Origin of the sequence: Pseudomonas sp. SWRI18 (assembly GCF_014268345.1) — a bacterium.
GTDB classification, from domain to species: domain Bacteria; phylum Pseudomonadota; class Gammaproteobacteria; order Pseudomonadales; family Pseudomonadaceae; genus Aquipseudomonas; species Aquipseudomonas cedrina.
In genome coordinates, this window is the sequence record NZ_JACCQQ010000011.1 from 1 (window position 1) to 24,819 (window position 24,819).

The following is a 24,819-nucleotide window of genomic DNA, read 5'->3' on the forward strand; positions in this document are numbered from 1 at the left end:
GATCTCAGGCGCCCCGTCAACCACGCTGGCCGAACGCAGGCTTGAATCCGTGGGTAACCCGGCAGGACGCCGGGTTAGCCGTCCTGGGCCATGGATGGCCCATGACGGCGGCCCACGGATTCAAGCCGGAGTGAGGGCATGCCGAGCCTAGGCGAGGCACCGAGTGGTGGGGCAAGAGCCCTTTGGTTACTTTGGGGCTCTTTTCCAAAGTGACCCGCTGTAAAAGCGGAACCAATAGTCGCCGTTACCGCAGAAATGGATATGTACTCATAAAGCCCCAACGACCTGGTCGGCCCGAAGGCCGCCACGGCAGCAAGTTGCACCAATCGTCAGAATTCGCCCCCGTTTTTAAACCTTTTTCAAATTATGTGTTCTAGTTATCACCAGAGCATTTGCGCGCAACGGAAGTCGCCACTAAAATGCCATCACTGATACCGAGTTCGCATATATGCGTATAGATGGATTTTCCTCACCGTCCTACCCCGTCAAGCGTAAGCCGCGAAAGGCCAACGTCACGGTAGACGAATCCGTCGAGGATTCGCCGGACTTCATCGAAGTCCAATCCGAGGCGCAGGCCAACACTCAAGCACGTATCAGCGGTCTTCCCGCCCGTCAGCAAGACATGGTCTTCCCGCGCTCAATGAGCAAAAGCGTCGCCACCGCCCTGGCCAGCTACCTGACCACCGCCGGTTTTGTCGAATGGGATATGGAAGTGCTGGGTCTCGACATCCACATCTGATGCGTCTGCCTTACTACCTCGGTTGCCCGTCCTGGAGCGAAAACGCCTGGCGCGAATACCTGTACCCGGCCGATGCGCGTTCCACCGATTACCTCGCGCTGTATTCCCAGGTCTTCAATGCCGTTGAAGGCAACACCACGTTTTATGCCAGACCCTCGGCCGCCACTGTGCAGCGCTGGGCCGAGATCATGCCTGCAGATTTTCGCTTCACCGCCAAGTTTCCCGGCGATATCAGCCACAGCGGCAACCTGATTGAACAATTGCCGGCTGCCGAGAGCTTCGTCGGGTTGATGAGCCCTCTGGGTGGGCGGGTTTCGCCGCTCTGGCTGCAACTGCCCGCGACGTTCACGGCGCAGCGCCTGGGCGAGTTGGCAGGCTTCATCGATGGGGTCGAGCGTCCTATGGCCGTCGAAGTGCGGCACTCGGAATTCTTCGCCAAGGGCGATGCCGAACGCAGGCTCAACCGTTTGTTGCGTGACCGTGGCGTCGAGCGGATTTGCCTGGATCCACGTGCCTTGTTCAGTTGCACCTCCACCTCGCCGGCTGTGCTGCATGCGCAGTCAAGAAAGCCCAAGGTGCCAACCCGTCCGGCCGCGCTGACGCAGTTTCCCCAAGTGCGTTTTATCGGCCATCCCGACTTGGAAGCCAACGACCCGTTCCTCAAGCCCTGGGTCGAAAAGGTCGCAGGGTGGATCGAAGAAGGCCGCACCCCTTACGTGTTCCTGCACACCTCGGACAACCGCCTCGCCGCGCAACTGGCCCTGCGTTTCCACGATCAATTGATGGCACGCCTGCCTGGCCTGCCGCCACTGCCAACCCTGGATCGAGCTCCCGTAGCGGAGCAACTGGGGTTACTCTAGGGCTCCTTTTCCGCCCAGGAGCCCGACATGGATGCCCAAACCCTTCGCGCCGACACCTTCAAGGCCTTGCATGAACGCGGCCGTGCATTCGTGATGCCCAACCCGTGGGACGCAGGCTCCGCCGTGATGCTGGCCAGCCTGGGTTTCGAAGCATTGGCCACCACCAGTGCGGGCTACGCGTTCAGCTTGGCGCGGCCCGATGCGGAGGGGGCGTTGTCCCTGGAAGACACGTTGCTCAATGCCGGCATGATCGCCCAGGCCACTGCGTTGCCGGTGGCCGCCGACCTGGAAAACGGCTTCAGCGACACACCCGAAGGCTGCGCCCGGACCATCCTGCGTGCCGCTGCCAGCGGTATCGTCGGGGGCTCCATCGAAGATGCCACAGGCATTGCCGCCGAGCCGATCTATCCTTTCGACCTGTCCGTCGAGCGCGTGGAAACCGCCGTTGCCGCCGCCCGCAGCCTGCCATTCACCTTTACATTAACGGCCCGCGCGGAAAATCTCCTGCATGGGCGCCTGGATTTGCCGGACACCATCCGCCGGCTGCAAGCCTACGCCGAGGCCGGGGCCGACGTGTTGTATGCGCCGGGCCTGAGCACTGCCGAGGAGGTGCTCGCAGTGGTCAAGGCGGTGGCGCCCAAGCCGGTGAATGTGTTGATGTCCGGCGGCTTGAACCTCAGCGTCGCGCAGCTCAGCGCGATGGGCGTACGGCGGATCAGCGTCGGCTCGGCGCTGGCATTGGCCGCCTATGGTGAGTTCTACCGCGCGGCCCGGGAAATGTATGAGCTAGGTACATTCACGTTTACCGAGCGCAAGATGCCGTTCAGTCAGGCCAACCAGTTCTTCAAGGGGTAGGCGGTGCGTTTCTTCAACATGGTTGGCGTGCTGCTGATCCTGGTGGGTGCTTTTGCCGTTGGCGTCTGGCGCGGCTGGGTGCCGCTGCCTGCGCAGTGGAACCCGTGGGCGCCGCTTGATGTGCGCGCCAACCCGAACCTTTTGACGCGTTATAAGCTGGGGCGCCTGCAGGACGACCCGGCACTGTGCGACCAGGTGCTGAAAACATCGGGCCTGCGCGTCAGCCACCAGGCCGATTCGCCTGCCGATGCCGCTTGCCCGCTGCGCAACACCTTGCGCGTGCAGGGCGCGGCGGTTGGGCTAAGCAGCAGCTTTCTCGCCAGTTGCCCGCTGGCGGTGGCCTTTGCCCTGTTTGAGCGCCACAGCTTGCAACCGGCGGCCCAGGCGATCTTCGGCCAGGCGGTAACGCGGGTCGATCACCTCGGCAGCTTTGCCTGCCGCACTATGTATAACCGTGCCGACGGGCGACTCAGCGAGCATGCCTCGGCGAATGCGTTGGACATCGCCGGTTTCCGCCTGGCGGATGGGCGCAGCATCAGTGTGCTCAAGGATTGGCCGGGGGAGGGCGATAATGCACGGTTCCTGCGTCGGGTGCGCGAGGGAGCCTGCGACAATTTCAACGTGGTGCTGGGTCCCGACTACAACGCGGCGCACCGCAATCATTTTCATCTGGACATGGGGCGTTGGTGGGTGTGTCGCTGAGATTTAAGCGGCCAGGCGCAGGTTGTGGGCGACCAGCGGGCGTGCCCAGTAGCAATCGAAGTCCAGCGCTTTTTGTTGCGCGATCAGCTCTTCGGTCGGGTACGGCGTGGCGGCGGGAGGCAGCAGGTCCAACTCGAATTCGGCGATGGGCAGGTGCAATGGGCGTGGCTGCGGCGCCGGACCCGGTTCCGGCAATGGAAGGCCGGCGGTCAGTACGATCGGCCGTACCCAGCCGCTTTCGAAGTCCTGCTGGTGTTGCTGGGCGACGATTTCTTCTGCCGGGAACGGCGTGGCGGCCGGCGGCAGCAGTTCGGTCTCGAACTCGGCGATTGGCAGGAATAACGGCTCCGGCGGGGCGATCTCGGTATCTTTTACGTCGCACTCACGCTGGGTGAGGATCTGCGACAGCAGGTCGGCGCCTTCGCTGGGTTCTACCGCCGGGTCCACCGCAGCCGGTGCTCGAACCGTGAGCGCGTCCGGCGTATCGCCGAGCTGCTCGGCCAATGCCCGGGCGAAGAAGTCCTGCCACACATGACTCACCCCGGCCAGCGCTTGAGTATTGCGCAGGCCGTAGTGGTTGTGGGTCGGCAGTACACCGATGGTTAGGGGGAGAATGTCTGACATTTTTCTCGGTCGACGCTCAGCTCTGGCAAAATACCTGACTGTTGTTTTTATCGGCCGGTATTGGCCGATCCTTAATATTTTTGAGCGTAGCGATTGATGAGCGAACAACCAGCAGCCAGCCGCATCCAGGTCGTGGCCTTGGGCGAAGGGTTCAAGCACCGTGCCGAGCAATGGGCGCAGCAGCTTGGCTTGCCGTTAGCGGTAGCGGATGCGGACTTTTCCTTGCAGGTTGGAGAGCATGGACTGCAATTGCAGCAGCTCGGGCCGGATGCGCCAGGGCCCGTGCGTGTGGACTTTGTCGAAGGCGGCGCGGCGCATCGACGCCTTTATGGCGGCGGCAGCGGGCAAATGATCGCCAAGGCCGTGGGTATCGCCCAAGGCGTGCGCCCACGGGTGCTTGATGCAACGGCCGGCCTGGGCAAGGACGCCTTTGTGCTGGCCAGCCTGGGCTGCGAGATGAGCCTGATCGAGCGCCAGCCGCTGATCGGCGCCCTGCTCGAAGACGGCTTGGCGCGCGGTGCGCAGGATCGTGAGGTGGCGGCCATCGTCGCGCGCATGAAGTTGCTCAAGGGCAACTCCATCGACGTGATGCGCAGTTGGGAAGGCGAGCCGCCCCAGGTGATCTACCTCGACCCGATGTTCCCACACCGTGAGAAAACCGCCCTGGTGAAGAAGGAAATGCGTCTGTTCCGGCCGCTGGTCGGCGACGATCCGGATGCCCCCGCGCTGTTGGCCGCCGCCCTGGCCCTGGCCAGCCACCGCGTGGTGGTCAAGCGTCCACGCAAGGCGCCGTGCATTGAGGGGCCCAAGCCAAGCCATGCGCTGGATGGCAAGTCCAGCCGGTATGATATTTATGCCAGGAAAGCGCTCAAGCCTTAAGCCTTTCTCTGGTCTTGCGGGCCTCATCGCGGGCAAGCCCGGCTCCCACAGAAGAGTGCATTCCCTGTGGGAGCCGGGCTTGCCCGCGATAGCGTCCGATCAGGCAACACGGGGCTTCAAGGCCGATAAGCCCGCATAAACAACCCCACCACCTCCCGCACATGCTCCTCGGCGGCTTCTTCACTCAACTGCCCGCCGCAGCCATACAGCAAGCAGAAGTTCGCCGTGCCCTTGAGCAGGCAGAAGAAATGCTCGGCCGCCGTAAACGGTTTGTCGATGCTCAGCGCGCCGCTCTGGTCGATCTTGCCGAGCAGGCGCTCCATGCCCTGCAGCATGCGCATGGGCCCTGCCTCGAAGAAGATCTGCGAGAGTTTCACGTCCTGGTTGCCGGTGGTCATCATCAGGCGATGCAGGTTGACCGACTCTTCGCTGTTGATCAGGCGATGGAACCCCCGCGCGATATTCAACAACACAGTCTCTACGGGCATGCCCGCGGGCAGCTCGAAGTACATCACCGGCAGTTGCTCCTCACACTTGGCCACCACCGCAGCGGTAAACAGCGTCTCCTTGTCGTTGAAGTGGCTGTAGACCGTCAGTTTCGACACGCCGGCCTCCAGAGCCACGGCATCCATGCTCGTACTGGCGTAGCCATTGCTCAAAAACAAGATTTTCGCGGCTTCGAGGATAGCCTGGCGTTTTGCCATGTCCTTGGGGCGCCCGGGGCTATTGGTGTTCACAGGATTGTCGGACATTTTCACCTTTAATACTGGACTGGTGAGTTTGGTATTAATAACATACCCGCCAGTATAATTATTCCTAGCTTCATTTGCGAAAGGTCCTACAGCATGCGCAGCACTTTCCTGCCCTTTGCGTTGCCTATCAGTCTGGTCTTCCTGCTGGCCGGTTGTGGCCATGAGGAAGCGGTCCAGACCGCCGTCCGCCCGGCAATGGTGGTGCAGCCACAGCCTTCTTCGCAGTCGATGGACAGCTATCCCGGCGAAGTGCGCGCCCGCTATGAGCCGGACCTGGCCTTTCGCATTGGCGGCAAGGTCAGCAAGCGCCTGGTGGAGGAGGGCGAGCGGGTCAAGGCCAACCAGGCGCTGGCGGAACTCGACCCGCAGGATGTGCGCCTGCAACTGGAAGCAAGCCGCGCCCAGGTCGCCGCCGCCGAGGCCAACCTGAGCCTGGTGCGTGCCGAGCGCGACCGCTACAAGACCCTGATGGACCGTCAGATGGTCAGCCGTTCCCAGTACGACAATTCCGAGAACCTCTACCGGGCAGGTGTTGCACGCCTCAAGCAGATCAAGGCCGAGTTCGACGTGGCCGGCAACCAGGCGGGCTATGCCGTGCTGCGTGCGCCACAGGACGGGTTAGTGGCCAGGCGCGCGGTGGAGGTCGGCCAGGTGGTGTCCGCCGGCCAGACCGTGTTCACCCTGGCCACCGATGGCGAACGCGAAGTGCTGATCAGTCTGCCGGAACAGGGTTTTGGTCGCTTCAAGATCGGTCAGCCGGTATCGGTTGAGCTCTGGAGCCAGCCCGACCAGCGCTTTGCCGGACGTATCCGTGAACTGTCGCCGGCGGCCGACCCGAAATCTCGTACGTTTGCTGCGCGGGTGGCGTTCACCGGCGGCAAGGTTCCGGCTGAATTGGGCCAGAGCGCTCGCGTGTTCATACAGGCTGAGGGTGTTATCCCGCTGTCAGTGCCGCTGTCCGCCGTCAGCGCCGAGAACGGTGCGTCCTATGTCTGGCGGGTGCAGCGAGGCAACACCCTCGAGCGCGTGCCGGTTCGCATCGGCGCCTTTGGTGAAAAAACCGTCCCGGTGCTCGAAGGTCTGGCCCCGACCGATTGGGTCATCGCCGCCGGCGTGCATGTGCTCCACGAGGGCCAGCAAGTGCGCCCGGTGGATCGCTCCAACCGTGTGGTGAATCTGGCGGCCAAGGAGTAGTCCCCGATGGGTTTCAATCTTTCCGAATGGGCGTTGCGTAATCGCCAGATCGTACTGTTCCTGATGATCCTGCTGGCCGTGGTCGGCACCTTGTCCTACTCCAAGCTGGGACAAAGTGAAGACCCGCCGTTCACCTTCAAGGCGATGGTGATCAAGACCAACTGGCCCGGCGCGACGGCCCAGGAAGTCTCGCGGCAAGTCACCGAACGCATCGAGAAAAAACTCATGGAGACCGGTGAGTACGAACGCATTGTCTCCTTCTCGCGCCCCGGTGAGTCCCAGGTCACTTTTATAGCGCGCGACGCCATGCATTCGGCGCAGATCCCCGAGTTGTGGTACCAGGCGCGCAAGAAGATCAGCGACATCCGCCAGACCTTGCCGCCGGATATCCAGGGGCCGTTTTTCAACGATGAATTCGGCACCACCTTTGGCAATATCTACGCCCTGACCGGCGATGGGTTCGACTACGCCGTGCTCAAGGACTACGCAGACCGCATCCAGATACAACTGCAGCGTGTAGCGGATGTGGGCAAGGTCGAGTTGCTCGGCCAGCAGGACGAAAAGATCTGGATCGAACTCTCCAATCTCAAACTCGCCACCCTCGGCTTGCCCTTGGCGGCGGTGCAACAGGCGCTGCAGGAACAGAATGCGGTCTCCACCGCCGGCTTCTTTGAAACGCCGAGCGAACGCGTGCAACTGCGGGTGTCGGGCAACTTCCAGACCGTCGAAGAAATCCGCGACTTCCCGTTACGCGTAGGTGACCGAACCTTGCGCATCGGCGATGTGGCCGAGATCCACCGTGGTTTCAATGACCCACCGGCACCGCGCATGCGCTTCATGGGGGCTGACGCCATTGGCCTGGCCGTGGCCATGCGTGACGGCGGTGACATTCTGGTCCTGGGCAAAGCGCTGGAGGGCGAGTTCGCACGCCTGCGGAAGAACCTTCCGGCGGGCATGGAGCTGCGCAAGGTGTCGGACCAACCGGCGGCGGTGAAAACCAGCGTCGGCGAATTCGTGCAGGTGTTGGCCGAAGCCTTGGCCATCGTGCTGCTGGTGAGTTTCTTCTCCCTCGGCGTTCGCACCGGCATGGTAGTGGCCCTGGCGATTCCGCTGGTGCTGGCGATGACGTTCGCCGCCATGTATTACTTCGGCATCGGCCTGCACAAGATCTCGCTCGGGGCCTTGGTGCTGGCGTTGGGCTTGCTGGTGGATGACGCCATCATCGCCGTGGAAATGATGGCGATCAAAATGGAGCAAGGGTATGACCGGCTCAAGGCCGCCAGCTTCGCCTGGACCAGCACCGCGTTCCCAATGCTCACGGGTACGCTGATCACGGCGGCGGGCTTCCTGCCGATTGCCACCGCGCAGTCGAGCACCGGCGAGTACACCCGTTCGATTTTCCAGGTAGTGACCATTGCGTTGCTCGCTTCCTGGGTCGCCGCCGTGGTGTTCGTGCCTTACCTGGGCGAAAAGCTCCTGCCGGACCTGGCGAAGATTCATGCAGCCAAGCACGGCACCGATGGCCCGGATCCCTACGGCACACCCTTCTACCAGCGCGTCAGACGCGTGGTGGAGTGGTGCGTGCGGCGGCGTAAAACCGTGATCGTGTTGACCTTGCTGCTGTTTATCGGCTCGGTCGCCCTGTTCCGTTTCGTACCACAGCAGTTCTTCCCGGCGTCCGGCCGTCTGGAGCTGATGGTTGACCTGAAGCTGGCCGAAGGCACCTCGTTGAGCAACACCGCCGAGCAGGTCAAGCGCCTGGAAGCGCTGCTCAAGGAGCACGCCGGCATCGACAACTACGTGGCCTATGTGGGCACCGGTTCGCCGCGCTTCTATTTGCCGCTGGACCAGCAGTTGCCGGCCGCCAGTTTTGCCCAGTTTGTCGTAGTGGCTAAAACCATCGAGGAACGTGAAAGCCTGCGCACCTGGCTGATCGAAACCCTCAATGAACAATTCCCCGACCTGCGCTCACGGGTCACGCGCCTGGAAAACGGCCCGCCCGTGGGCTACCCGGTGCAGTTTCGCGTGACCGGCGAGCATATCGAAGAGGTGCGTGCCCTCGCACGCAAAGTGGCGGCCAGGGTTCGCGAGAATACCCATGTGGTCAATGTGCACCTGGACTGGGAAGAGCCCAGCAAGATCGTCTATCTCAATATTGACCAGGACCGCGCCCGTGCCCTCGGCGTGAGCACGGCCGAGCTGTCGAAATTCCTGCAGCGTTCGTTGACCGGCTCCAGCGTCAGTCAATACCGTGAGGACAACGAGTTGATCGAGATTCTCCTGCGCGGCACTGTGCAGGAACGTACCGAACTGTCATTGCTGCCCAGCCTGGCCGTGCCTACCGCCAACGGCAAGAGCGTAGCCTTGTCACAGATCGCCACCCTCGAATACGGCTTCGAAGAGGGCATTATCTGGCACCGCAACCGCCTGCCAACGGTGACCGTACGCGCGGACATCTATGGCAAGGAGCAACCGGCGACGTTGGTCCAGCAGATCCTGCCGACCCTCGAAGGCGTGCGTGCCGAGCTGCCGGACGGTTACCTGCTGGAGGTCGGCGGTACGGTCGAGGACTCCGCCCGTGGCCAGAACTCGGTCAAGGCCGGCGTGCCGCTGTTTATCGTGGTGGTGCTGACCCTGCTGATGCTGCAACTGCGCAGCTTCTCGCGCACGGCGATGGTGTTTCTGACCGCGCCGCTGGGGCTGATTGGTGTGACCTTATTCCTGCTGGTATTCCGCCAGCCTTTCGGCTTCGTGGCGATGCTGGGCACCATCGCGCTGTCGGGGATGATCATGCGTAACTCGGTGATTCTGGTGGATCAGATCGAACAGGACATCAAGGCCGGCCTGGCACCCTGGCAAGCGATCATCGAGGCCACCGTCCGACGCTTCCGCCCGATTGTACTGACCGCCCTGGCGGCGGTGCTGGCCATGATCCCGCTGTCGCGCAGTGTGTTCTTCGGGCCAATGGCCGTGGCGATCATGGGCGGGTTGATTGTGGCGACGGCATTGACGCTGTTGTTTTTGCCGGCGTTGTACGCGGCATGGTTTCGGGTCAAACCCCAGGCCGTGTAAAAGGTTGTCGTAGGGATTTTCACAAAGGGGTTCAGAAGCCGGGAACGTTTGCTGGGCAAGGGCCACTCATGCATTACCTGATTGCCAGGTCTTTTGCCGGCAGGGCTTCACCCCTGTTGGTGGGAGCTTAAATCTGATGATTCAAGGAGTGTTTATGAAAATTGATATCAATGTCAGCGCTTCCCGGCCAGTCTGCAGCAGCAACCCCTGCGAGCCTGGCAAACCTGAACCGGCCAAGCCGAGCAACCCCTGCAAGGATGCGTGCAAGCCCGGCAAGAGCCTGGCGATAGGCTTCGGCGTCATGCCTTTGGGTGCGATCGCTTTTGGTGGTATCGGTCTTCTAGGGAAGATTTTCTAATTACACGAGGACTTCTTGGGGCCGGGCAAGCGAGCATCCCGCGCTTGCCCGGACTCATGCGTGGCTTTACAGGGCGCCGAAGACTTTCTTCGCCAGGCTGGTCGCGGCAGCCGCAGGGTTCTCGCGGATGGTTTCTTCCTGCTTGGCTATCATCTTGAACAACCCATCCAGCGCCTGTTCGGTCACGTAGTTTTCGACGTTGGCGCTCTTGGCGTCCAGCGCGCCAAAGGCTGCGGCCTTGCCGGCCAGGGCATTGTACTGCTGGGCGACACCCACCTTATCGGTAGCAGCCTTGACGATCGGCAGGAACTTGGCGCGGATCTGGTCGCGGCTGCTTTTGTTCAGGTACTGGGTGGCGGAATCCTGGCCACCACTGAGGATGCCCTTGGCGTCTGTCACGCTCATGTTCTTGACGGCGTTGACCAGGATCGGCTGGGCCTGGGTCACGGCGGTTTCGGCCGCCTTGTTCATGCTGGTTTCCAACTGCGTGACCTGGTCACCCATGCCGAACATTTTCAGCTTGTCGGCGACCTTTCCCAGTTTGCCAGGCAGGCCGATCTTCACCTCCGGGTTATTGCTGAAACCACCGGGAACGCCCAGTTGTTTCACGGCGATCTGCGCGCCTTGGGTCAATGCGTCCTTGAGGCCGCCGCTGGCGTCGCCCTGGGACAGGCTGCTCAAGTCCAGGGCCATGGCGCTGGCGCCGAACAGCAGGCCGGCACACAGAGCAGTGAGGCGAAGGGATTTACGGAGCATGGGGGCTTCCTTTTGCTATGGCTTATGTTCTAGAGGCTATCAATGGGTCACAGCGTCAACGCGCACGCGCAAGGGTTGCGGATCCTGGCCGTTGAGCTGCACCGCGTGGCGTTCGGTGGTGATGAACATTAGCTTGCCATCCACCTCGATGCGAGCGCTCACCGAATAACGGTGGCCGGCTTTGATTTGGGCCGGGTCGTAGCTCAGTTGAAACGGCAGCGGCACCTGGCCTTTGATCGGGCCTTTCTGCTCGGCCAGGGTGACGGCCGGGGCGTCCATCAGCGACACATCCTGCAGGCTGACGCTCAAGGTCGCGGTCGGCGGCAAGGCGATGCGTTGCAGATAAAACACTTCGCCTGCGAGGCTGGCCTTGGGGGTAGGGCTCATGGACTGGCAGGCTCCGAGCAGGGCGGTGAGGCCCAGTAGGACAGTTTTTTTCATGGTGCAGCTCCTTTTCAACGGCGCCGGTATTTCACCGGCTCCGGTTTAAATCTAGCGGGTTTCCTCAGGATTGAGCGCTTGCGGTTCCACCGGCGCTTCGGCTGCACCATCTACACGATGCAGGGCTACCTGGCGGATCGACAGGCGAATCTCGGCCGGCAACACGCGCTTGGCGGCGCCTTCGGCCAGTTCGCCGAGCAGGTCGTGATAGCTCAACTTGCCGGCCTCATCACGGCGCAGCACATCTTGCTCCAGCAAGGTCTGGATGAAATGTCGGAAAAGGCTCTTGTCGAAGAATTCCGGGGCGTTGAGCCCATGCAGGATCGACAGGCGCTGGGCCATGATCGTACACAGGTCTTCCAGTTCCTCGGCGCTGATGCTGTTCTGGCCGCTGTTGAGCAGCAGCGAAATCGCCATGTAGAAGCGTTGCAGGGTCTGGGCGATGCTCTTGGAGAGCAACGTCAGCAATACAAAATGCCGCGAACTCGGCGCCGGGCGCAGGTAGACGTCTTTCTCGAAACGCAGCAAGCCTTGCTCGACAAACGCGTCCAGCCACTGGTCGATCACGGTGTCCAGCTCTTCCAGCGACCACCGGATAAACAGCTCCGATTGCAGATACGGATACAGCGCATGGGTGTAGCGCAGAATCTGATCGCGGCTCATCCGCGAGCTGCTCTGGAAGAAGCTCGCGAGTAGGGCCGGCAGGGCAAAGATGTGCAGCACGTTATTGCGGTAGTAGGTCATCAGGACAGCGTTCTGCTCGTCCAGATACAGAATCTTACCCAGGGCATCACTCTGTTCCGACAGCAGGTTCATGTCTTTCACATGCTTGATCAGCGCCAGGCCATCGCCCTCGGGCAGGGTGGTATGGGGTGAATAAGGCACGCGACGCAGTAAGGCCAGGTACAGATCCAACTGGCGTGCCATGGCTTGTTCGTCCAGCGCCAGGCGTGTGGTGGACAGCAGCGCCAGCGCCACGAGGTTCACCGGGTTCACCGCCGCGGCTTCGTTCAAATGGCGCGCCACTTGTTCGCTGAGGCGGTGGGTGGTTTCGTTGAGCCAGGCTGGCTTGTAGTTCGGGCCCAGGTCTTGGGAACGCCAGTCCGGTTGCTCGGCGTCGAGGAATTCGGCCAGCTTGATCGGCTCGCCGAAGTTGACCGCGACCTGGCCAAAGCGCTGCTTGAGCGCGCCGACCACTTTGAAAATATCGAAGATCGACTCTTTCTTCTTGCTCGCGCCGCGCAACTCACCCAGGTAGGTGCGGCCTTCGAGCACGCGCTCATAGCCGATATACACCGGCACAAACACGATGGGCATGCGCGAGGAGCGCAAGAAACTGCGCAGGGTAATCGCGAGCATCCCGGTCTTCGGCTGCAGCATGCGCCCGGTGCGCGAGCGGCCGCCTTCGACGAAGTACTCCACCGGAAAGCCCTTGGTGAACAGGGTGTGCAGGTATTCGTTGAACACCGAGGTGTACAACGGGTTGCCCTTGAAGGTGCGGCGCATGAAAAACGCACCACCACGGCGCAGCAGGCTGCCGATCACCGGCATGTTCAGGTTGATCCCGGCGGCGATATGCGGCGGCGTCAGGCCGTTCTTGAACAGCAGGTAGGACAGCAACAGATAGTCGATATGGCTGCGGTGGCAAGGCACATAGATCACCTCGTAACCCTGGGCAACCTTTTGCACACCTTCGATGTTGTTGACCTTGATGCCGTCGTAGATCTTGTTCCAGAACCAGCTCAGCACCACTTCCAGAAAACGGATCGCCGTGTAGGTGTAGTCCGAAGCGATCTCGTTGCCGTAGCGCAGGGCCTGGGCTTTGGCTTTTTCCGGGGAGATTTTCTCCCGCTCGGCTTCGTCCGCAATGGCCTGGCGCACCAGCGGCATGTTGACCAATCCCTTCACCAGGTTACGCCGGTGGGACAGATCGGGGCCGATCACCGCGGTCTTCAGGTTACGAAAGTGCACACGCAGGATGCGCTGGGCCATTCGCACCGTACGTTCGTGCCCTTTATTGTGCTCGATCAATTCACGCAGGTTGATAGGCGCGGAGAATTGCACTCGGGTCTTGCGACCGAGGATCAGGATGCTCAACAACCGGCGCAGACGCCCGGTGACCGCCCAGCTATCGGCAAACAACAGCTTCCACGGGCTGGACTCGCTCTCGGGAGATTGCCCCCAGAACACGCTGACGGGAATGATTTGTGCATTCTCTTCGGCGTGCTCGGCAAGGGTGTTGACCAGACGGGTCAGGGTTGGCGGTGCGCCGCGCTTGTCCTGGCGGCCGAGCCAGTCCGGTTCCGGCGTGAGGTAGAAGAACGCCGCCGGTTCCATCAGTGGGCCCACCGATACCGGCAGCACCGGGCGCGGCAGGCCGGCCTTGGTGCACTCGGCGTCGACCACGGCCAGCTCGCTGAGGGAGGGCGATTGCAGGACATAGAACACCGGCCGGCTGCGGTCCAGGTTGAGGGTTAGGGACGACTGGTTGATCGTCTCTGAGCGAACCCAGAGGTACAACAGTCGGCGCAAGGTGCCAAACACTAGACGGCGGAACGGAGAGCGGGTCATAGGCGTGCTGCTTCAAGTGGAAAAAACCGAGCAGGCGCTCGGGCACGTAGTGTGCCGTATTCGCCGAAAATCGGCAAAAAAGCAGCGATGTAAACTTGAGTTGATCGTTTTTGAGCCTGTCTTATACTCGGCAGTTCAACACCGCTCACTCAACAATAAAAATGCATGTGGGAGTAAGACAGATGGCAGAGCGCGAAACCGGCAATGTGAAGTGGTTCAACGATGCAAAGGGCTATGGGTTTATCCAGCGCGAAGACGGCAAGGATGTGTTCGTACACTACCGCGCCATTCGCGGTGAGGGCCACCGTTCCCTGGCCGAAGGCCAGCAGGTGGAATACGCCGTGGTGACCGGCGAGAAGGGCTTGCAGGCGGAGGATGTGGTGGGTCTTTGAGCTAGGTTTATGCAACGCCGCTGAACCCCTGTGGGAGCGGGCTTGCTCGCGAAAGCGGTAGATCAGTCAATCTCTATGGTGGCTGATACACCGCTTTCGCGAGCAAGCCCCCTCCCACATTTAAATTGGGTTTGCAGCCCGGAGTCAGGCAGTCTTCCAGGTGATCTGCTCTTCGCCGTCTACGCTGATGCGAATCCAGGTATCCGCGCTTTCCTCGCCTTCTTCCTCAACCCAGGTCCCCGGTGCACAACGCACTTCCACGTTCAGCGCGGCAAACGCGGCGCGGGCGCAGGCGATGTCGTCGTCCCATGGGGTCTGGTCGCTTTCCAGGTACAGGCTGTTCCATTTTCCTACCGCTTTGGGCAACCAGGTCACCGGCACGTTGCCAGCCTTGCACTTGTAGGTCTGGCCTTTCTGGACCCAGTCGGTGCATGGGCCCAGGGCGGCGCCCAGCCAGGCGGCGATGGCTTTGTGGTCGACGTCGGCGTCCTTCAGGTAAATCTCGATATCGGGTTGGCGCATGGATGTTCCTCGTTGCGGGATTCGAAAATCCATTCGCGGAAATAAAGTCGGTTATTGAAGCACGAAATAGTCGTAGCGCATCGACACAGTGACCAGCAGCGGTTCGGCGGCCTCGATCACTTCCTTGCGGCGCTCGGCACTGGCGCGCCAGCCGTGGGGCGTCATGGCCAGCAGGTTGGCGCGGTCCTGGGGTTCGGCCAGGCTCAGCGTAAACGTCAGGGTTTCGCTGTGCGCCAGGCTCATGCCGTCCGGTACCAGGGCCAGGTGCTTGTCGTCGGTGTACTCGCGCACTTCGTCGTACAGGCGTTCGCGCAGTTCCATCAGGTGGCCGCTGGTCGGCCCGACCTTCATCAAGCCGCCGCCCGGGCTGAGCAGACGCTTGGCCTCCTGCCAGTCCAGCGGGCTGAACACGCTGGCCAGGAACTGGCAGCTGGCGTCGGCCAACGGCACTCGAGCCATGCTCGCGATCAACCAGGTCAGCGCCGGGTTGCGCTTGCAGGCGCGCTTGACCGCTTCCCTGGAGATGTCCAGCGCATAGCCGTCGGCATGGGGCAGTGCGTCGGCGATTTGCGCGGTGTAGTAACCCTCGCCACAACCGATGTCGACCCAACGCGACGGGGCACGTTCAGCGGCCAGCTCGGCCAGGCGCCTGGCCACCGGGGCGTAGTGCCCGGCGTTGAGGAAGTCGCGGCGGGCCTCGACCATGGCCAGGTTGTCGCCCGGGTCGCGGCTGTTCTTGTGCTGCACCGGCAACAGGTTCAGGTAACCCTGGCGCGCACGGTCGAAACGGTGCCCGGCCGGGCAGGCTACGCCATTGTCGACCGCGTTGAGCGGTGCGCTGCAAAGGGGGCAGGCGAGCATCAGGCGAGCAACTTGATCAGGGTCTGGTAATAGATTTCGGTCAGCACATCGAGGTCGCTGGCGAGAATGCGCTCATTGACCTGGTGGATCGTCGCGTTGACCGGGCCCAGCTCGACCACTTGGGTGCCGAGGGTCGCGATAAAGCGCCCATCGGACGTGCCGCCGCTGGTGGAAGCCTTGGTTTCGCGCCCCGTAATGGCCTTGATGCTTGCCGATACCGCATCCAGCAGCGCACCCGGTTCGGTGAGGAAGGGCAGGCCCGACAGTGCCCACTCCACGTGCCAGTCCAGGCCATGCTTGTCGAGAATCGCCGCAACGCGTTGTTGCAGGCCTTCGACGGTCGATTCGGTCGAGAAGCGGAAGTTGAACACCGCTGTCAGGTCGCCGGGGATCACGTTGGTCGCGCCGGTGCCGGAATTGAGGTTGGAGATCTGGAAGCTGGTGGGCGGGAAAAAGGTGTTGCCGTCATCCCAATGCTCGGCGGCAAGTTCCGCCAATGCCGGTGCCGCGAGGTGGATCGGGTTCTTCGCCAGGTGCGGGTAGGCCACGTGACCTTGCACGCCGCGCACGGTAAGGGTCGCGCCGAGGGAGCCGCGCCGGCCGTTCTTGACCACATCGCCTACCAGCGTGGTGCTCGAGGGTTCGCCGACGATGCACCAGTCCAGGCGCTCCTTGCGCGCGGCCAGGCGTTCGATCACGGCCTTGGTGCCGTGGTGCGCCGGGCCTTCTTCATCGCTGGTGATCAGGAACGCCACCGAACCCTTGTGGTCGGGATAGTCGCTGACGAAACGCTCCGCAGCGACCAGCATGGCTGCCAGGCTGCCTTTCATGTCCGCCGCGCCACGCCCGCAGAGCATGCCGTGTTCATCGATCAGTGCGTCGAACGGGTCGTTCTGCCATGCCTGCACCGGACCGGTCGGCACCACGTCGGTATGGCCGGCGAAGCACAGCACCGGGCCGTCGTGTTTGCCATGGGTGGCCCAGAAGTTGTCCACCTCGAAGATGCGCATCGGCTCGAGCGCAAACCCGGCGTCGCCCAGGCGCTGCATCATCAGCTTCTGGCAATCGGCGTCGATCGGCGTGACCGACGGGCGACGGATCAGGTCGATGGCAAGTTGAAGGGTCGGCGAAAGGTCGGCATGGGCCGTCATGGGGAAACTCCGGGAAGCGTGTGGTGGGCGCAGGGCGAATGTGGAATACAGAATCTGAAACGACGCAGATCCACTGTGGGAGCGGGCTTGCTCGCGAATGCGGTGGTTCAGTCACCTGATAGGTTGAATGACACACCGCATTCGCGAGCAAGCCCGCTCCCACAAGGGAACTCAGCGCCTGCCAGGTCTCACAAACGGCCGTTATCTTATAGCAAAACGGCGGCCAGAGGCCGCCGTTTAGTGCATTGCGCAGGTTTTTACAGCGGCATGACAGGCTCAACCTTCGCCGCAGGCTTGGGCAGCGAAGACAGGAACGCCATCACCAGCGCCGCCACATACGGCAGCGACTGCACCAGCAACATCACCACCCAGAAGCGCATGTCATTGCTTGGCAGGCCCTGCACCAGGTAGATCCCCAGCGCCGCGCCCCACAACAGCAGCATGATGAACATTTCTTCGCGGGCTTCGGAAATCGCCACCCAGAAGCCGTGGTTATCCGCGTTTTTCGGTGTGCGAAAGAACGGAATGCTGGTGGTGAAAAAACCATACAGCACCGCCTTGGCGATGGTGTGCGACAACGCCAGGCCGGCCAGGGCCGCACAGAATGCGTCCTTGAGATTGACCCCCACCGCACGGCGGTAGAGGAAAATGATCTTGCCGACCTTGAACACGAACAGCGCCAGCGGCGGGATCGCGAAAATCAGCAGCGGCGGATCAACCCGCGTCGGCACGATGATCATCGCCGCCGACCACAGCAGGGCCCCGACGGTGAAGAAGATGTTCATGCCATCCGCCACCCACGGTAGCCAGCCCGCGAGGAAGTGATAACGCTGGCCACGGGTCAGCTCGGTGTCCTTGCCGCGCAGCAGGCTGGCGGTGTGGCGCTTGATGATCTGGATCGCGCCGTAGGCCCAGCGGAAACGCTGTTTCTTGAAGTCGATGAAGGTATCCGGCATCAAGCCCTTGCCGTAGCTATCGTGGTAATACGCCGCCGACAGGCCTTTCTCGAATACGCGCAGGCCCAGTTCGGCGTCTTCGCAGATGCACCAGTCGGCCCAGCCCAGTTCCTCGAGCACCGAGCGGCGGGTCATGGTCATGGTGCCGTGCTGGATGATCGCGTCTCGGTCGTTGCGGGTGACCATGCCGATGTGGAAGAAACCCTTGTACTCCGCATAGCAGAGCTTCTTGAAGGTGCTTTCGTTCTGGTCGCGATAGTCCTGGGGCGATTGCACCACAGCGATTTTCGGGTCGGCGAAATGCGGCACCATGTGTTTGAGCCAATTGGGCGACACGCAGTAGTCGGAGTCGATCACCGCGATCACTTCGGCATCCTTGGCGGTGTGCGGGATCAGGTAGTTCAGCGCGCCACCCTTGAAACCGGCCAGGGGCGCGACGTGGAAGAATTTGAAGCGCGGGCCGAGGGTTTCGCAGTAGTCGCGCACCGGTTCCCACACTGCCGGGTCCTTGGTGTTGTTGTCGATGATCAGGACTTCGTAGTCCGGGTAATCGAGGGCGGCCAGGGCGTCGAGGGTCTGTTTGACCATGTCCGGCGGCTCGTTGTAGCACGGCACATGGATCGATACTTTCGGGCGGTAGTCCGAATCCCCCACTACCGGCAGGAATTCACGCCGGCGCTTGTGAGTCCACACCGCTTCCGCCAGTTCGTGGGCTTCGGTCAGCAGCACGATAAACACGCCCAGGGCGCCAAGGGCCAAGAGAATGCCCACGGTGACGCTGAACCAGGTGCTGTATTGCTGGCTGTAGTCGTAGCCGATCCACACCAGCACCGAACCGCACAGGAACGCGATAAAGGTGAGGAAGGTCCGGCCACGCTGGCGTAGTGCCGAGCCATCGATCATCAACAGCGTCAGCGACAGCAGCGCGAGTACCACCGAACCGATGGCCAGTACCCGCCATTGCGGGATTGCAACCACCGGGCCTTCAAAATTGAATTTCTGCTGGCGCGCGGCGTTGAACACGCCCCAGTAAGCGCCTGCCGAGCCTTCGTCGCTGACTTTCCACGGCTGATCGAAGGCTTCGATCACGAAGTAGTTGAACCCCTGGCGGTTGAGCTTGTTCACCAGGGTGCGCAGGTAAACCGCCTGGTCTGCTGGCGAAGTTTCATTGCCACCGCGCATGCGCCCGTTGCTCGGCCAGCCAACCTCCGACAGCAGCAGCGGTTTTTTCGGGAACAGCTTCTTCAGGTCCTTGGCGCGGTCGAGCACGTACTGGCCGGCCTTGTCCATCGGGATATATTCCCAGAACGGCAGGATGTGCGCGGCGATCAGGTCGACGTGCTTGGCCAGTTCCGGGTGCTTTTCCCAGATGTGCCATTGCTCGGACGTCGTCACCGGTACTTTCACGGCGGCGCGCACCCGGTCCAGCAGCACGGTCAGCGCCTCGGGGGTAATCTCTTCACGGAACAGGGCTTCGTTACCGACCACCACGCGCACGACACTGCGCGAGTTGTTGGCGATTTCGATGGCGCGCTGGATTTCCCGCTCGTTGCGTTCAAGGTCCGGGCTGATCCAGATTCCCAGGGTCACACGCAGGCCGAATTCTTCCGCCAGCTTGGGAATATCGCCCAGGGTGCCGTCGACCGAGTAGGTACGGATGTTATCCGTCAGCTTGCTCATGATCTCGAGGTCGCGACGCATCTCGTCGTCGCTCGGGTACTGGGCTTTCTGTGGGTACTGGCCTTGCTGGAACGGCGAGTAGGAGAACCCGGAGATCTGTTCAGGCCAGTTGGGGGCGGTGACCGGGCGGTTGATCAACGCCCAGAAACCGGTGAAGAGCGCGGCAATTGCCAGCACGATCACCAGGTTGAGTCCAAATTTACGCGATGCCATGGCTATTTCGGGTTCCAAAGGGTGTGGAACGAAAAGAGGTGTCGGCCTGCGCCGAGCGGCGCGCATCCTACACCGGTCTTTCCCTGGCCGTACAGCAAGCAGAGAAAAACCGGACGTTAGTCCGCGAAAGGCCATCTAAGTTCTTTACTTGTAGCCTGTCGCTTCGAACTTGTCGCTGTGTAGTCCATAATGCGCGCCGGTTTTTAGGGTAATGGTCATGAGCACAGAAGATCCGCGGTTTGCAGGCGTCGCCCGCTTGTATGGCATTGAAGGCCTGGAACGCTTGAAAGCGGCCCATGTGGCGATCGTCGGCGTCGGCGGTGTAGGCTCGTGGGCGGCGGAAGCGATGGCCCGTTGCGGGGTGGGCGAGATTTCGCTGTTCGACCTGGACGACGTCTGCGTGAGCAACAGCAACCGCCAGTTGCACGCGCTGGACAGCACCGTCGGCAAGCCCAAGGTCGAGGTGATGGCCGAGCGCCTGCGCGGCATCAACCCCGATTGCACGGTGCATGCGGTGGCGGACTTTGTGACCCGCGACACCATGGCCGAGTACATCACGCCCAATATCGATTGCGTAATCGACTGCATCGACGCCGTCAACGCCAAGGCCGCGCTGATTGCCTGGTGCAAGCGGCGCAAGATCCAGATCATCACCACCGGCGGCGCGGGTGGGCAGATCGACCCGACGCTGATCCAGGTGTGCGACCTGAACCGTACGTTCAATGACCCGCTGGCATCGAAAGTGCGCTCCACCTTGCGCCGTGATTACGGCTTTTCGCGCACCGTTACCCGCCATTACAGCGTGCCTTGCGTGTTTTCCACCGAGCAGCTGCGTTATCCCAAGCCGGATGGCAGCATCTGTTTGCAGAAGAGTTTTGTCGGGGACGGGGTGAAGCTGGACTGCGCCGGAGGGTTTGGTGCGGTGATGATGGTGACGGCCACGTTCGGCATGGTGGCGGCGACCAAGGCGGTGGACAAGATCGTGGCCGGGGTGCGCAGGCCGTCGGAGCGGGTCAAGCCCACCTGAATCTCAAACCTTGGCACAGATCAAAATGTGGGAGCGGGCTTGCTCGCGAATGCAGAGTGTCAGTCACTGAAGATGTCGACTGAACCACCGCATTCGCGAGCAAGCCCGCTCCCACATTTAGTTTTGTGCATGACTCAAGGTTCGCATACGCTGCAGGACTGCATTCAGGCCGTTACTGCGTGAGGGTGATAGCTGCCGCGACAGCCCCAGTTGTGCAAACCACTCCGGCAAATCAACCGCCTGCAACTCAGCCGCCGACAACCCGTTGACCCGCGCCAGCAGCAACGCCACCAACCCGCGAATCATCCGCGCGTCGCTGCTGGCGGTGAACTGCCAATGGCCATCCTGCAGACGACCCACCAGCCACACCAGGCTTTCACAGCCCTGCACCAGGTTGGCCTCGACTTTTTCCTCATCGGCCAAGGCGGGCAAGCGTTCGCCCCATTGCATCAGCATGCGCGCGCGTTGTTCCCAACTGCCGACAGCTTGAAAAGCCTCAAGCGCGTTGGCGGCTTCCATGGGCAAACTCATCGCAGCATGTCCAAGGCCTGGTCCAGTGCCTCAAAGAAGCGTTCCAGGTCATCGGAGTCGTTATACAGCGCCAGAGACACCCGAATGGCCCCCGACAGCTGCATCGCCTTGAGCAGCGGCATTGCGCAGTGATGGCCGGCGCGTACGGCAATGCCTTGCTCGGTAAGCAAGTGCGCAAGATCCGCGTTATGCACACCTTCGACGACAAAGCTGACCAGAGCCACCTGCGGCGACCCGAGCACGCGCACGCCATTGCGCGCTTTCAGGCCGCGTAGCAGGTAGTCGTGCAGGGACGCTTCATGGGCGATCACTGCCTGTTGATCCAGTGAACTGAGATAGTCCAGGCTGCCACCCAGGCCAATCACGCCGGCAATCGGCGGGGTACCGGCCTCGAAGCCCAACGGCGCGGGGCGAAAACTCGCGCTGTGGTAATCCGCCTGTTGCACCATCTCGCCGCCAAACTGCCAGTGGCGCAGGTGGTGCAGGGCTTCGTTGCGGCCGAACAACACGCCGACGCCGTCCGGGCCGTACAGCTTGTGGCTGGAAAACACATAGAAGTCGCAGCCAAGGGCCCGCACGTCATGGCGGCCGTGGACGATGCCCTGGGCGCCGTCGACCACGCTCAACGCGCCGTGCGCCTGGGCCAGCGCCAGCAGGGCTGGCAGCGGCTGCCAGGTGCCGAGCACGTTGGACAGTTGGCTCACCGCCAGCAGGCGGGTGCGTGGGCCGATCAGCTCGGCGGCCGCTTGCAGGTCGATCACGCCGTCATCATCCAGCGGCAATACCACCAGCGTCAGCGCGCGACGTTTGGCCAGTTGCTGCCAGGGCAGCAGGTTGGCGTGGTGTTCAAGGGCGCTGATAGCAATCTCATCGCCTGCATTGAATAGGTGCTCAAGGCCATAGGCCAAGAGGTTCAGCGCAGAGGTCGCGCCAGGGGTGAACACGATCTGCCCGCTGTCACCTGCGTTCAGCCATTGCGCGACCTTGCTGCGGCTGTCTTCGAACGCCTGGGTCGCATGGGCACCGGGCAAATGCTGGGCGCGGTGCACATTGGCTGCGCCATTGGCGTAGTAATGGCTGATGGCATCCAGCAGTGCCTGGGGCTTTTGCGTGGTGGCGGCGTTGTCCAGGTACGTCTGGTCTTGCCGTTGCAGGGTGGCGATGGCCGGGAAATCGGCGCGCCAGGGGGAGGGCACTAGCATGGTGTTCAAGACTCGTATAAGCGAGCCCCAGGGTCGGGGCCCGCCAGTGGCATCGAGTGGCTGCTTAGTTGTGAGCGTGCAGCGCTTCGTTCAGTTCGATGGCCGATTTGTGGGTTTTGCACTCCACGGCACCGGTCTCGGAGTTGCGGCGGAACAGCAGGTCCGGCTGGCCGGCCAATTCACGCGCCTTGACTACCTTGACCAGTTGGTTCTGCTCGTCCAGCAGCGCGACCTTGGTGCCGGCCGTGACATACAGGCCCGATTCCACGGTGTTGCGGTCGCCCAGCGGGATACCGATACCGGCGTTGGCGCCGATCAGGCAGCCTTCGCCGACCTTGATCACGATGTTGCCGCCGCCCGACAGGGTGCCCATGGTGGAGCAGCCGCCGCCCAAGTCCGAACCCTTGCCCACGAACACGCCAGCCGACACACGGCCTTCGATCATGCCCGGGCCTTCGGTGCCAGCGTTGAAGTTGACGAAACCTTCGTGCATCACAGTGGTGCCTTCGCCCACATACGCACCCAGGCGGATACGCGTGGCGTCAGCGATACGCACACCGCTCGGCACCACGTAGTCGGTCATTTTCGGGAACTTGTCCACCGAGAACACTTCCAGCAGCTCGCCACGCAGGCGTGCTTCCAGCTGGCGCTCGGCCAGTTCGTTGATGTCGATTGCGCCCTGGCTGGTCCAGGCCACGTTCGGCAGTTGTGGGAACACCCCGGCCAGGCTCAGGCCATGGGGCTTGACCAAACGGTGGGACAGCAGATGCAGCTTGAGGTAGGCCTCGGGCGTGGACGTCAGCGCGGCGTCTTCGGCCAGCAGAGTCGCCACCAGCGGCGTGTGGCTTTCAGCCAGGCGGCTGAGCAGGGCGGCTTGGGCAGTGTCGACGCCTTTGAGCGCGTCAGCCAGTTGCAGGGCCTGGGTCACGGTGAAAGTGATTGCCTGGTTGCCTGCGGTGTAGCCCAGGATCGGCGCGATGGCCGCGACGATTTCAGCCGATGGATTGAGCAACGGTTGTGCGTAAAACACTTCCAGCCAAGCACCTTGGCGGTTCTGAGTGCCGACGCCGAAGCCCAGGCTGAACAGGGAATTGGACATGCGTTTACCTCTACAAAAATGGTAAGGGCTGGCCTACTTGAGGGCCGCCGAATAACTATCTGGCTTGAAGCCAATCAGGGTTCTGTCACCGAGATCAAGCACCGGGCGCTTGATCATCGAGGGTTGCGCGAGCATCAATTCAATGGCTTTCGACTGATCGAGATCGGCTTTGCGTTCGTCTTCGAGTTTGCGAAAGGTGGTGCCCGCACGGTTCAAAACCACCTGCCAACCGTGCTCATTGCACCATTGGGTCAAGTGTTCGCGGTCGATACCGGCCGTTTTATAGTCGTGGAACTCATAGCTCACCGCGTGCTCATCGAGCCAGGTGCGCGCCTTTTTCATGGTGTCGCAGGCTTTGATGCCGAAAAGGTGCAACGTTTTGCTTGAAGCGGTCAAGGAATTGCCCCCTTTGAGCGAAGGAAAACGAAAGGTCACGGATTATGCCACGACCAGCGGCGTTGGGTGCCGATCGTCATGCCGGGCGTGCGACTTATGTGTAAATGCCCGCCGGCAGCATAGGCCACTAATATGGCACTTCAACGGCCAGTTGTTGCCTGATGTGTGTCGTTGCTCGTTGATTGTCATGGAACCTGCGTTATGCAAACCGCCTACACCGTGCTAATCCTGCTGATGCTGGTCAGCGTTTCGCGTCTGGTCGGACGCGTCATTCCTCTGCCGTTACCCTTGGTGCAGATCGCCGCGGGTGCCTTGCTGGCCTGGCCTACGCTGGGGTTGCATGTGGCGCTGGACCCGGAGTTGTTCCTCTTTCTATTCCTGCCGCCACTGTTGTTTTCCGATGGTTGGCGCATGCCCAAGCGTGAGTTGTGGCGCCTGCGCGGGCCGATCCTGACGCTGGCGGTGGGGCTCGTGCTCTTTACCGTGGTCGGTGCCGGTTACTTTATCCATTGGATTGTGCCGACCATCCCGCTACCGGTGGCCTTCGCTTTGGCGGCGGTGTTGTCGCCGACGGATGCCGTGGCCGTGTCGGCCATTTCCCAGAATCGCTTGCCCAAGCCATTGATGCACATGCTCCAGGGCGAGGCGTTGATGAATGACGCGTCGGGCCTGGTGACGTTCAAGTTTGCGCTGGCGGCCGCATTGACCGGGGTATTTTCCCTGGCCGATGCGAGCCTTACGTTCGTTCTCGTGGCCGTCGGTGGCCTGGCGGTCGGCGTGGCATTGAGCTGGTTGGTCGGGCGCCTGCGTGCCTGGATGATTGCGCGGGGGTGGGACGATCCGGCGACTCACGTGGTGTTTATGTTGCTGCTGCCATTCGCCGCGTATGTGCTGGCCGAGCGTTTGGGCGCCTCGGGTATTTTGTCGGCGGTGGCGGCGGGCATGATGCAAACTCGCGTTATGCCCCCCCAAAAAGCTACTAGTCA

General features: G+C 61.9%; 23 protein-coding genes and 1 pseudogene. 11 read left to right on the top strand and 13 right to left on the bottom strand.

Annotated elements, in window-relative coordinates:
• Positions 1-448 precede the first annotated feature (448 nt).
• Genes H0Z09_RS13900 through H0Z09_RS13915 form a run of 4 tightly spaced genes read left to right on the top strand, consistent with a single transcriptional unit; the run spans position 449 to position 3,156 of the window.
• The gene (locus H0Z09_RS13900; RefSeq protein WP_076949998.1) at positions 449-739 is read left to right on the top strand and encodes a hypothetical protein; all 291 of its coding nucleotides are present in this window, start codon (positions 449-451) and stop codon (positions 737-739) included.
• A complete protein-coding gene (locus tag H0Z09_RS13905; protein WP_186691098.1) occupies positions 739-1,599 on the top strand; it encodes a DUF72 domain-containing protein in 861 nt (286 codons plus the stop codon). Before H0Z09_RS13900 ends, H0Z09_RS13905 begins: the two co-directional genes overlap by 1 nt.
• Before the next feature lie 27 nt (positions 1,600-1,626).
• Positions 1,627-2,454 carry an isocitrate lyase/phosphoenolpyruvate mutase family protein gene (locus tag H0Z09_RS13910; protein ID WP_186691099.1) on the top strand — a complete coding sequence of 276 codons (828 nt, stop codon included), beginning with the start codon at positions 1,627-1,629 and terminating at the stop codon, positions 2,452-2,454.
• Between the two features lie 3 nt (positions 2,455-2,457).
• Positions 2,458-3,156 (top strand): extensin family protein, encoded by a 699-nt coding sequence (locus H0Z09_RS13915; protein WP_186691100.1) that lies wholly within the window; start codon positions 2,458-2,460, stop codon positions 3,154-3,156.
• Between the two features lie 3 nt (positions 3,157-3,159).
• On the opposite strand, the gene H0Z09_RS13920 is transcribed toward H0Z09_RS13915, so the two are convergent.
• Entirely contained in the window at positions 3,160-3,780 is a 621-nt protein-coding gene (locus H0Z09_RS13920; protein ID WP_186691101.1) for an energy transducer TonB, read from the bottom strand.
• Between the two features lie 96 nt (positions 3,781-3,876).
• Between H0Z09_RS13920 and H0Z09_RS13925 the strand changes: the two genes are divergently transcribed.
• Complete coding sequence (locus tag H0Z09_RS13925) at positions 3,877-4,659, top strand: class I SAM-dependent methyltransferase (RefSeq protein ID WP_186691102.1); 783 nt, start codon at positions 3,877-3,879, stop codon at positions 4,657-4,659.
• Between the two features lie 116 nt (positions 4,660-4,775).
• On the opposite strand, the gene H0Z09_RS13930 is transcribed toward H0Z09_RS13925, so the two are convergent.
• Entirely contained in the window at positions 4,776-5,411 is a 636-nt protein-coding gene (locus tag H0Z09_RS13930; RefSeq protein ID WP_076950004.1) for a TetR/AcrR family transcriptional regulator, read from the bottom strand.
• A gap of 93 nt (positions 5,412-5,504) precedes the next feature.
• Between H0Z09_RS13930 and H0Z09_RS13935 the strand changes: the two genes are divergently transcribed.
• From H0Z09_RS13935 to H0Z09_RS13945, 3 genes are all read left to right on the top strand, one after another.
• Positions 5,505-6,605, top strand: coding sequence for an efflux RND transporter periplasmic adaptor subunit (locus H0Z09_RS13935; protein WP_186691103.1), 1,101 nt, complete (start codon positions 5,505-5,507; stop codon positions 6,603-6,605).
• Between the two features lie 6 nt (positions 6,606-6,611).
• Positions 6,612-9,677: an efflux RND transporter permease subunit gene (locus H0Z09_RS13940; protein ID WP_186691104.1), complete on the top strand. Its 3,066-nt coding sequence runs from the start codon at positions 6,612-6,614 to the stop codon at positions 9,675-9,677.
• 154 nt (positions 9,678-9,831) lie between these two features.
• A complete protein-coding gene (locus tag H0Z09_RS13945; RefSeq protein WP_186691105.1) occupies positions 9,832-10,035 on the top strand; it encodes a hypothetical protein in 204 nt (67 codons plus the stop codon).
• A 66-nt stretch (positions 10,036-10,101) separates the two neighbouring features.
• Here the strand turns inward: H0Z09_RS13945 and H0Z09_RS13950 are convergent, their stop codons facing one another.
• From H0Z09_RS13950 to plsB, 3 genes are read right to left on the bottom strand one after another with little or no spacing between them, the layout of a single operon-like run.
• Positions 10,102-10,791: a DUF4197 domain-containing protein gene (locus H0Z09_RS13950; RefSeq protein WP_186691106.1), complete on the bottom strand. Its 690-nt coding sequence runs from the start codon at positions 10,789-10,791 to the stop codon at positions 10,102-10,104.
• A 39-nt stretch (positions 10,792-10,830) separates the two neighbouring features.
• A complete protein-coding gene (locus H0Z09_RS13955) occupies positions 10,831-11,232 on the bottom strand; it encodes a YbaY family lipoprotein (protein WP_186691107.1) in 402 nt (133 codons plus the stop codon).
• Between the two features lie 51 nt (positions 11,233-11,283).
• Positions 11,284-13,803 (bottom strand): glycerol-3-phosphate 1-O-acyltransferase PlsB, encoded by a 2,520-nt coding sequence (gene plsB, locus H0Z09_RS13960; RefSeq protein WP_186691108.1) that lies wholly within the window; start codon positions 13,801-13,803, stop codon positions 11,284-11,286.
• A 182-nt stretch (positions 13,804-13,985) separates the two neighbouring features.
• Here plsB and H0Z09_RS13965 point away from each other — a divergent pair, with 182 nt between their 5' ends.
• Positions 13,986-14,195: a cold-shock protein gene (locus H0Z09_RS13965; RefSeq protein WP_186691109.1), complete on the top strand. Its 210-nt coding sequence runs from the start codon at positions 13,986-13,988 to the stop codon at positions 14,193-14,195.
• Positions 14,196-14,339: 144 nt separating this feature from the next.
• On the opposite strand, the gene H0Z09_RS13970 is transcribed toward H0Z09_RS13965, so the two are convergent.
• From H0Z09_RS13970 to H0Z09_RS13985, 4 genes are all read right to left on the bottom strand, one after another.
• Positions 14,340-14,717 (bottom strand): hypothetical protein, encoded by a 378-nt coding sequence (locus tag H0Z09_RS13970; RefSeq protein ID WP_058425300.1) that lies wholly within the window; start codon positions 14,715-14,717, stop codon positions 14,340-14,342.
• Between the two features lie 51 nt (positions 14,718-14,768).
• Positions 14,769-15,578, bottom strand: a complete 810-nt coding sequence (locus H0Z09_RS13975) for a putative RNA methyltransferase (protein ID WP_186691110.1) — start codon at positions 15,576-15,578, stop codon at positions 14,769-14,771.
• Positions 15,578-16,729, bottom strand: coding sequence for a succinyl-diaminopimelate desuccinylase (dapE, locus tag H0Z09_RS13980; RefSeq protein WP_186691111.1), 1,152 nt, complete (start codon positions 16,727-16,729; stop codon positions 15,578-15,580). Before dapE ends, H0Z09_RS13975 begins: the two co-directional genes overlap by 1 nt.
• A 257-nt stretch (positions 16,730-16,986) precedes the next feature.
• Positions 16,987-19,578 carry a glycosyltransferase gene (locus tag H0Z09_RS13985; protein WP_186691112.1) on the bottom strand — a complete coding sequence of 864 codons (2,592 nt, stop codon included), beginning with the start codon at positions 19,576-19,578 and terminating at the stop codon, positions 16,987-16,989.
• 211 nt (positions 19,579-19,789) lie between these two features.
• On the opposite strand from H0Z09_RS13985, the gene tcdA reads away from it, so the two are divergent.
• The gene (tcdA, locus tag H0Z09_RS13990) at positions 19,790-20,605 is read left to right on the top strand and encodes a tRNA cyclic N6-threonylcarbamoyladenosine(37) synthase TcdA (protein WP_071487460.1); all 816 of its coding nucleotides are present in this window, start codon (positions 19,790-19,792) and stop codon (positions 20,603-20,605) included.
• 117 nt (positions 20,606-20,722) lie between these two features.
• Here the strand turns inward: tcdA and H0Z09_RS13995 are convergent, their stop codons facing one another.
• From H0Z09_RS13995 to H0Z09_RS14010, 4 genes are all read right to left on the bottom strand, one after another.
• Positions 20,723-21,136 carry a SufE family protein gene (locus H0Z09_RS13995; protein ID WP_186691113.1) on the bottom strand — a complete coding sequence of 138 codons (414 nt, stop codon included), beginning with the start codon at positions 21,134-21,136 and terminating at the stop codon, positions 20,723-20,725.
• Positions 21,133-22,338, bottom strand: coding sequence for a cysteine desulfurase (locus H0Z09_RS14000; protein WP_186691114.1), 1,206 nt, complete (start codon positions 22,336-22,338; stop codon positions 21,133-21,135). The genes H0Z09_RS13995 and H0Z09_RS14000 overlap by 4 nt, the downstream gene beginning before the upstream one ends.
• Positions 22,339-22,402: 64 nt before the next feature.
• Positions 22,403-23,437 (bottom strand): 2,3,4,5-tetrahydropyridine-2,6-dicarboxylate N-succinyltransferase, encoded by a 1,035-nt coding sequence (gene dapD, locus H0Z09_RS14005; protein ID WP_186691115.1) that lies wholly within the window; start codon positions 23,435-23,437, stop codon positions 22,403-22,405.
• 33 nt (positions 23,438-23,470) lie between these two features.
• The gene (locus H0Z09_RS14010; RefSeq protein WP_231982825.1) at positions 23,471-23,779 is read right to left on the bottom strand and encodes an arsenate reductase; all 309 of its coding nucleotides are present in this window, start codon (positions 23,777-23,779) and stop codon (positions 23,471-23,473) included.
• A 255-nt stretch (positions 23,780-24,034) separates the two neighbouring features.
• Here H0Z09_RS14010 and H0Z09_RS14015 point away from each other — a divergent pair.
• A pseudogene (locus H0Z09_RS14015) lies at positions 24,035-24,787 on the top strand (cation:proton antiporter); the annotation flags it as partial.
• Between the last annotated feature and the right edge of the window lie 32 nt (positions 24,788-24,819).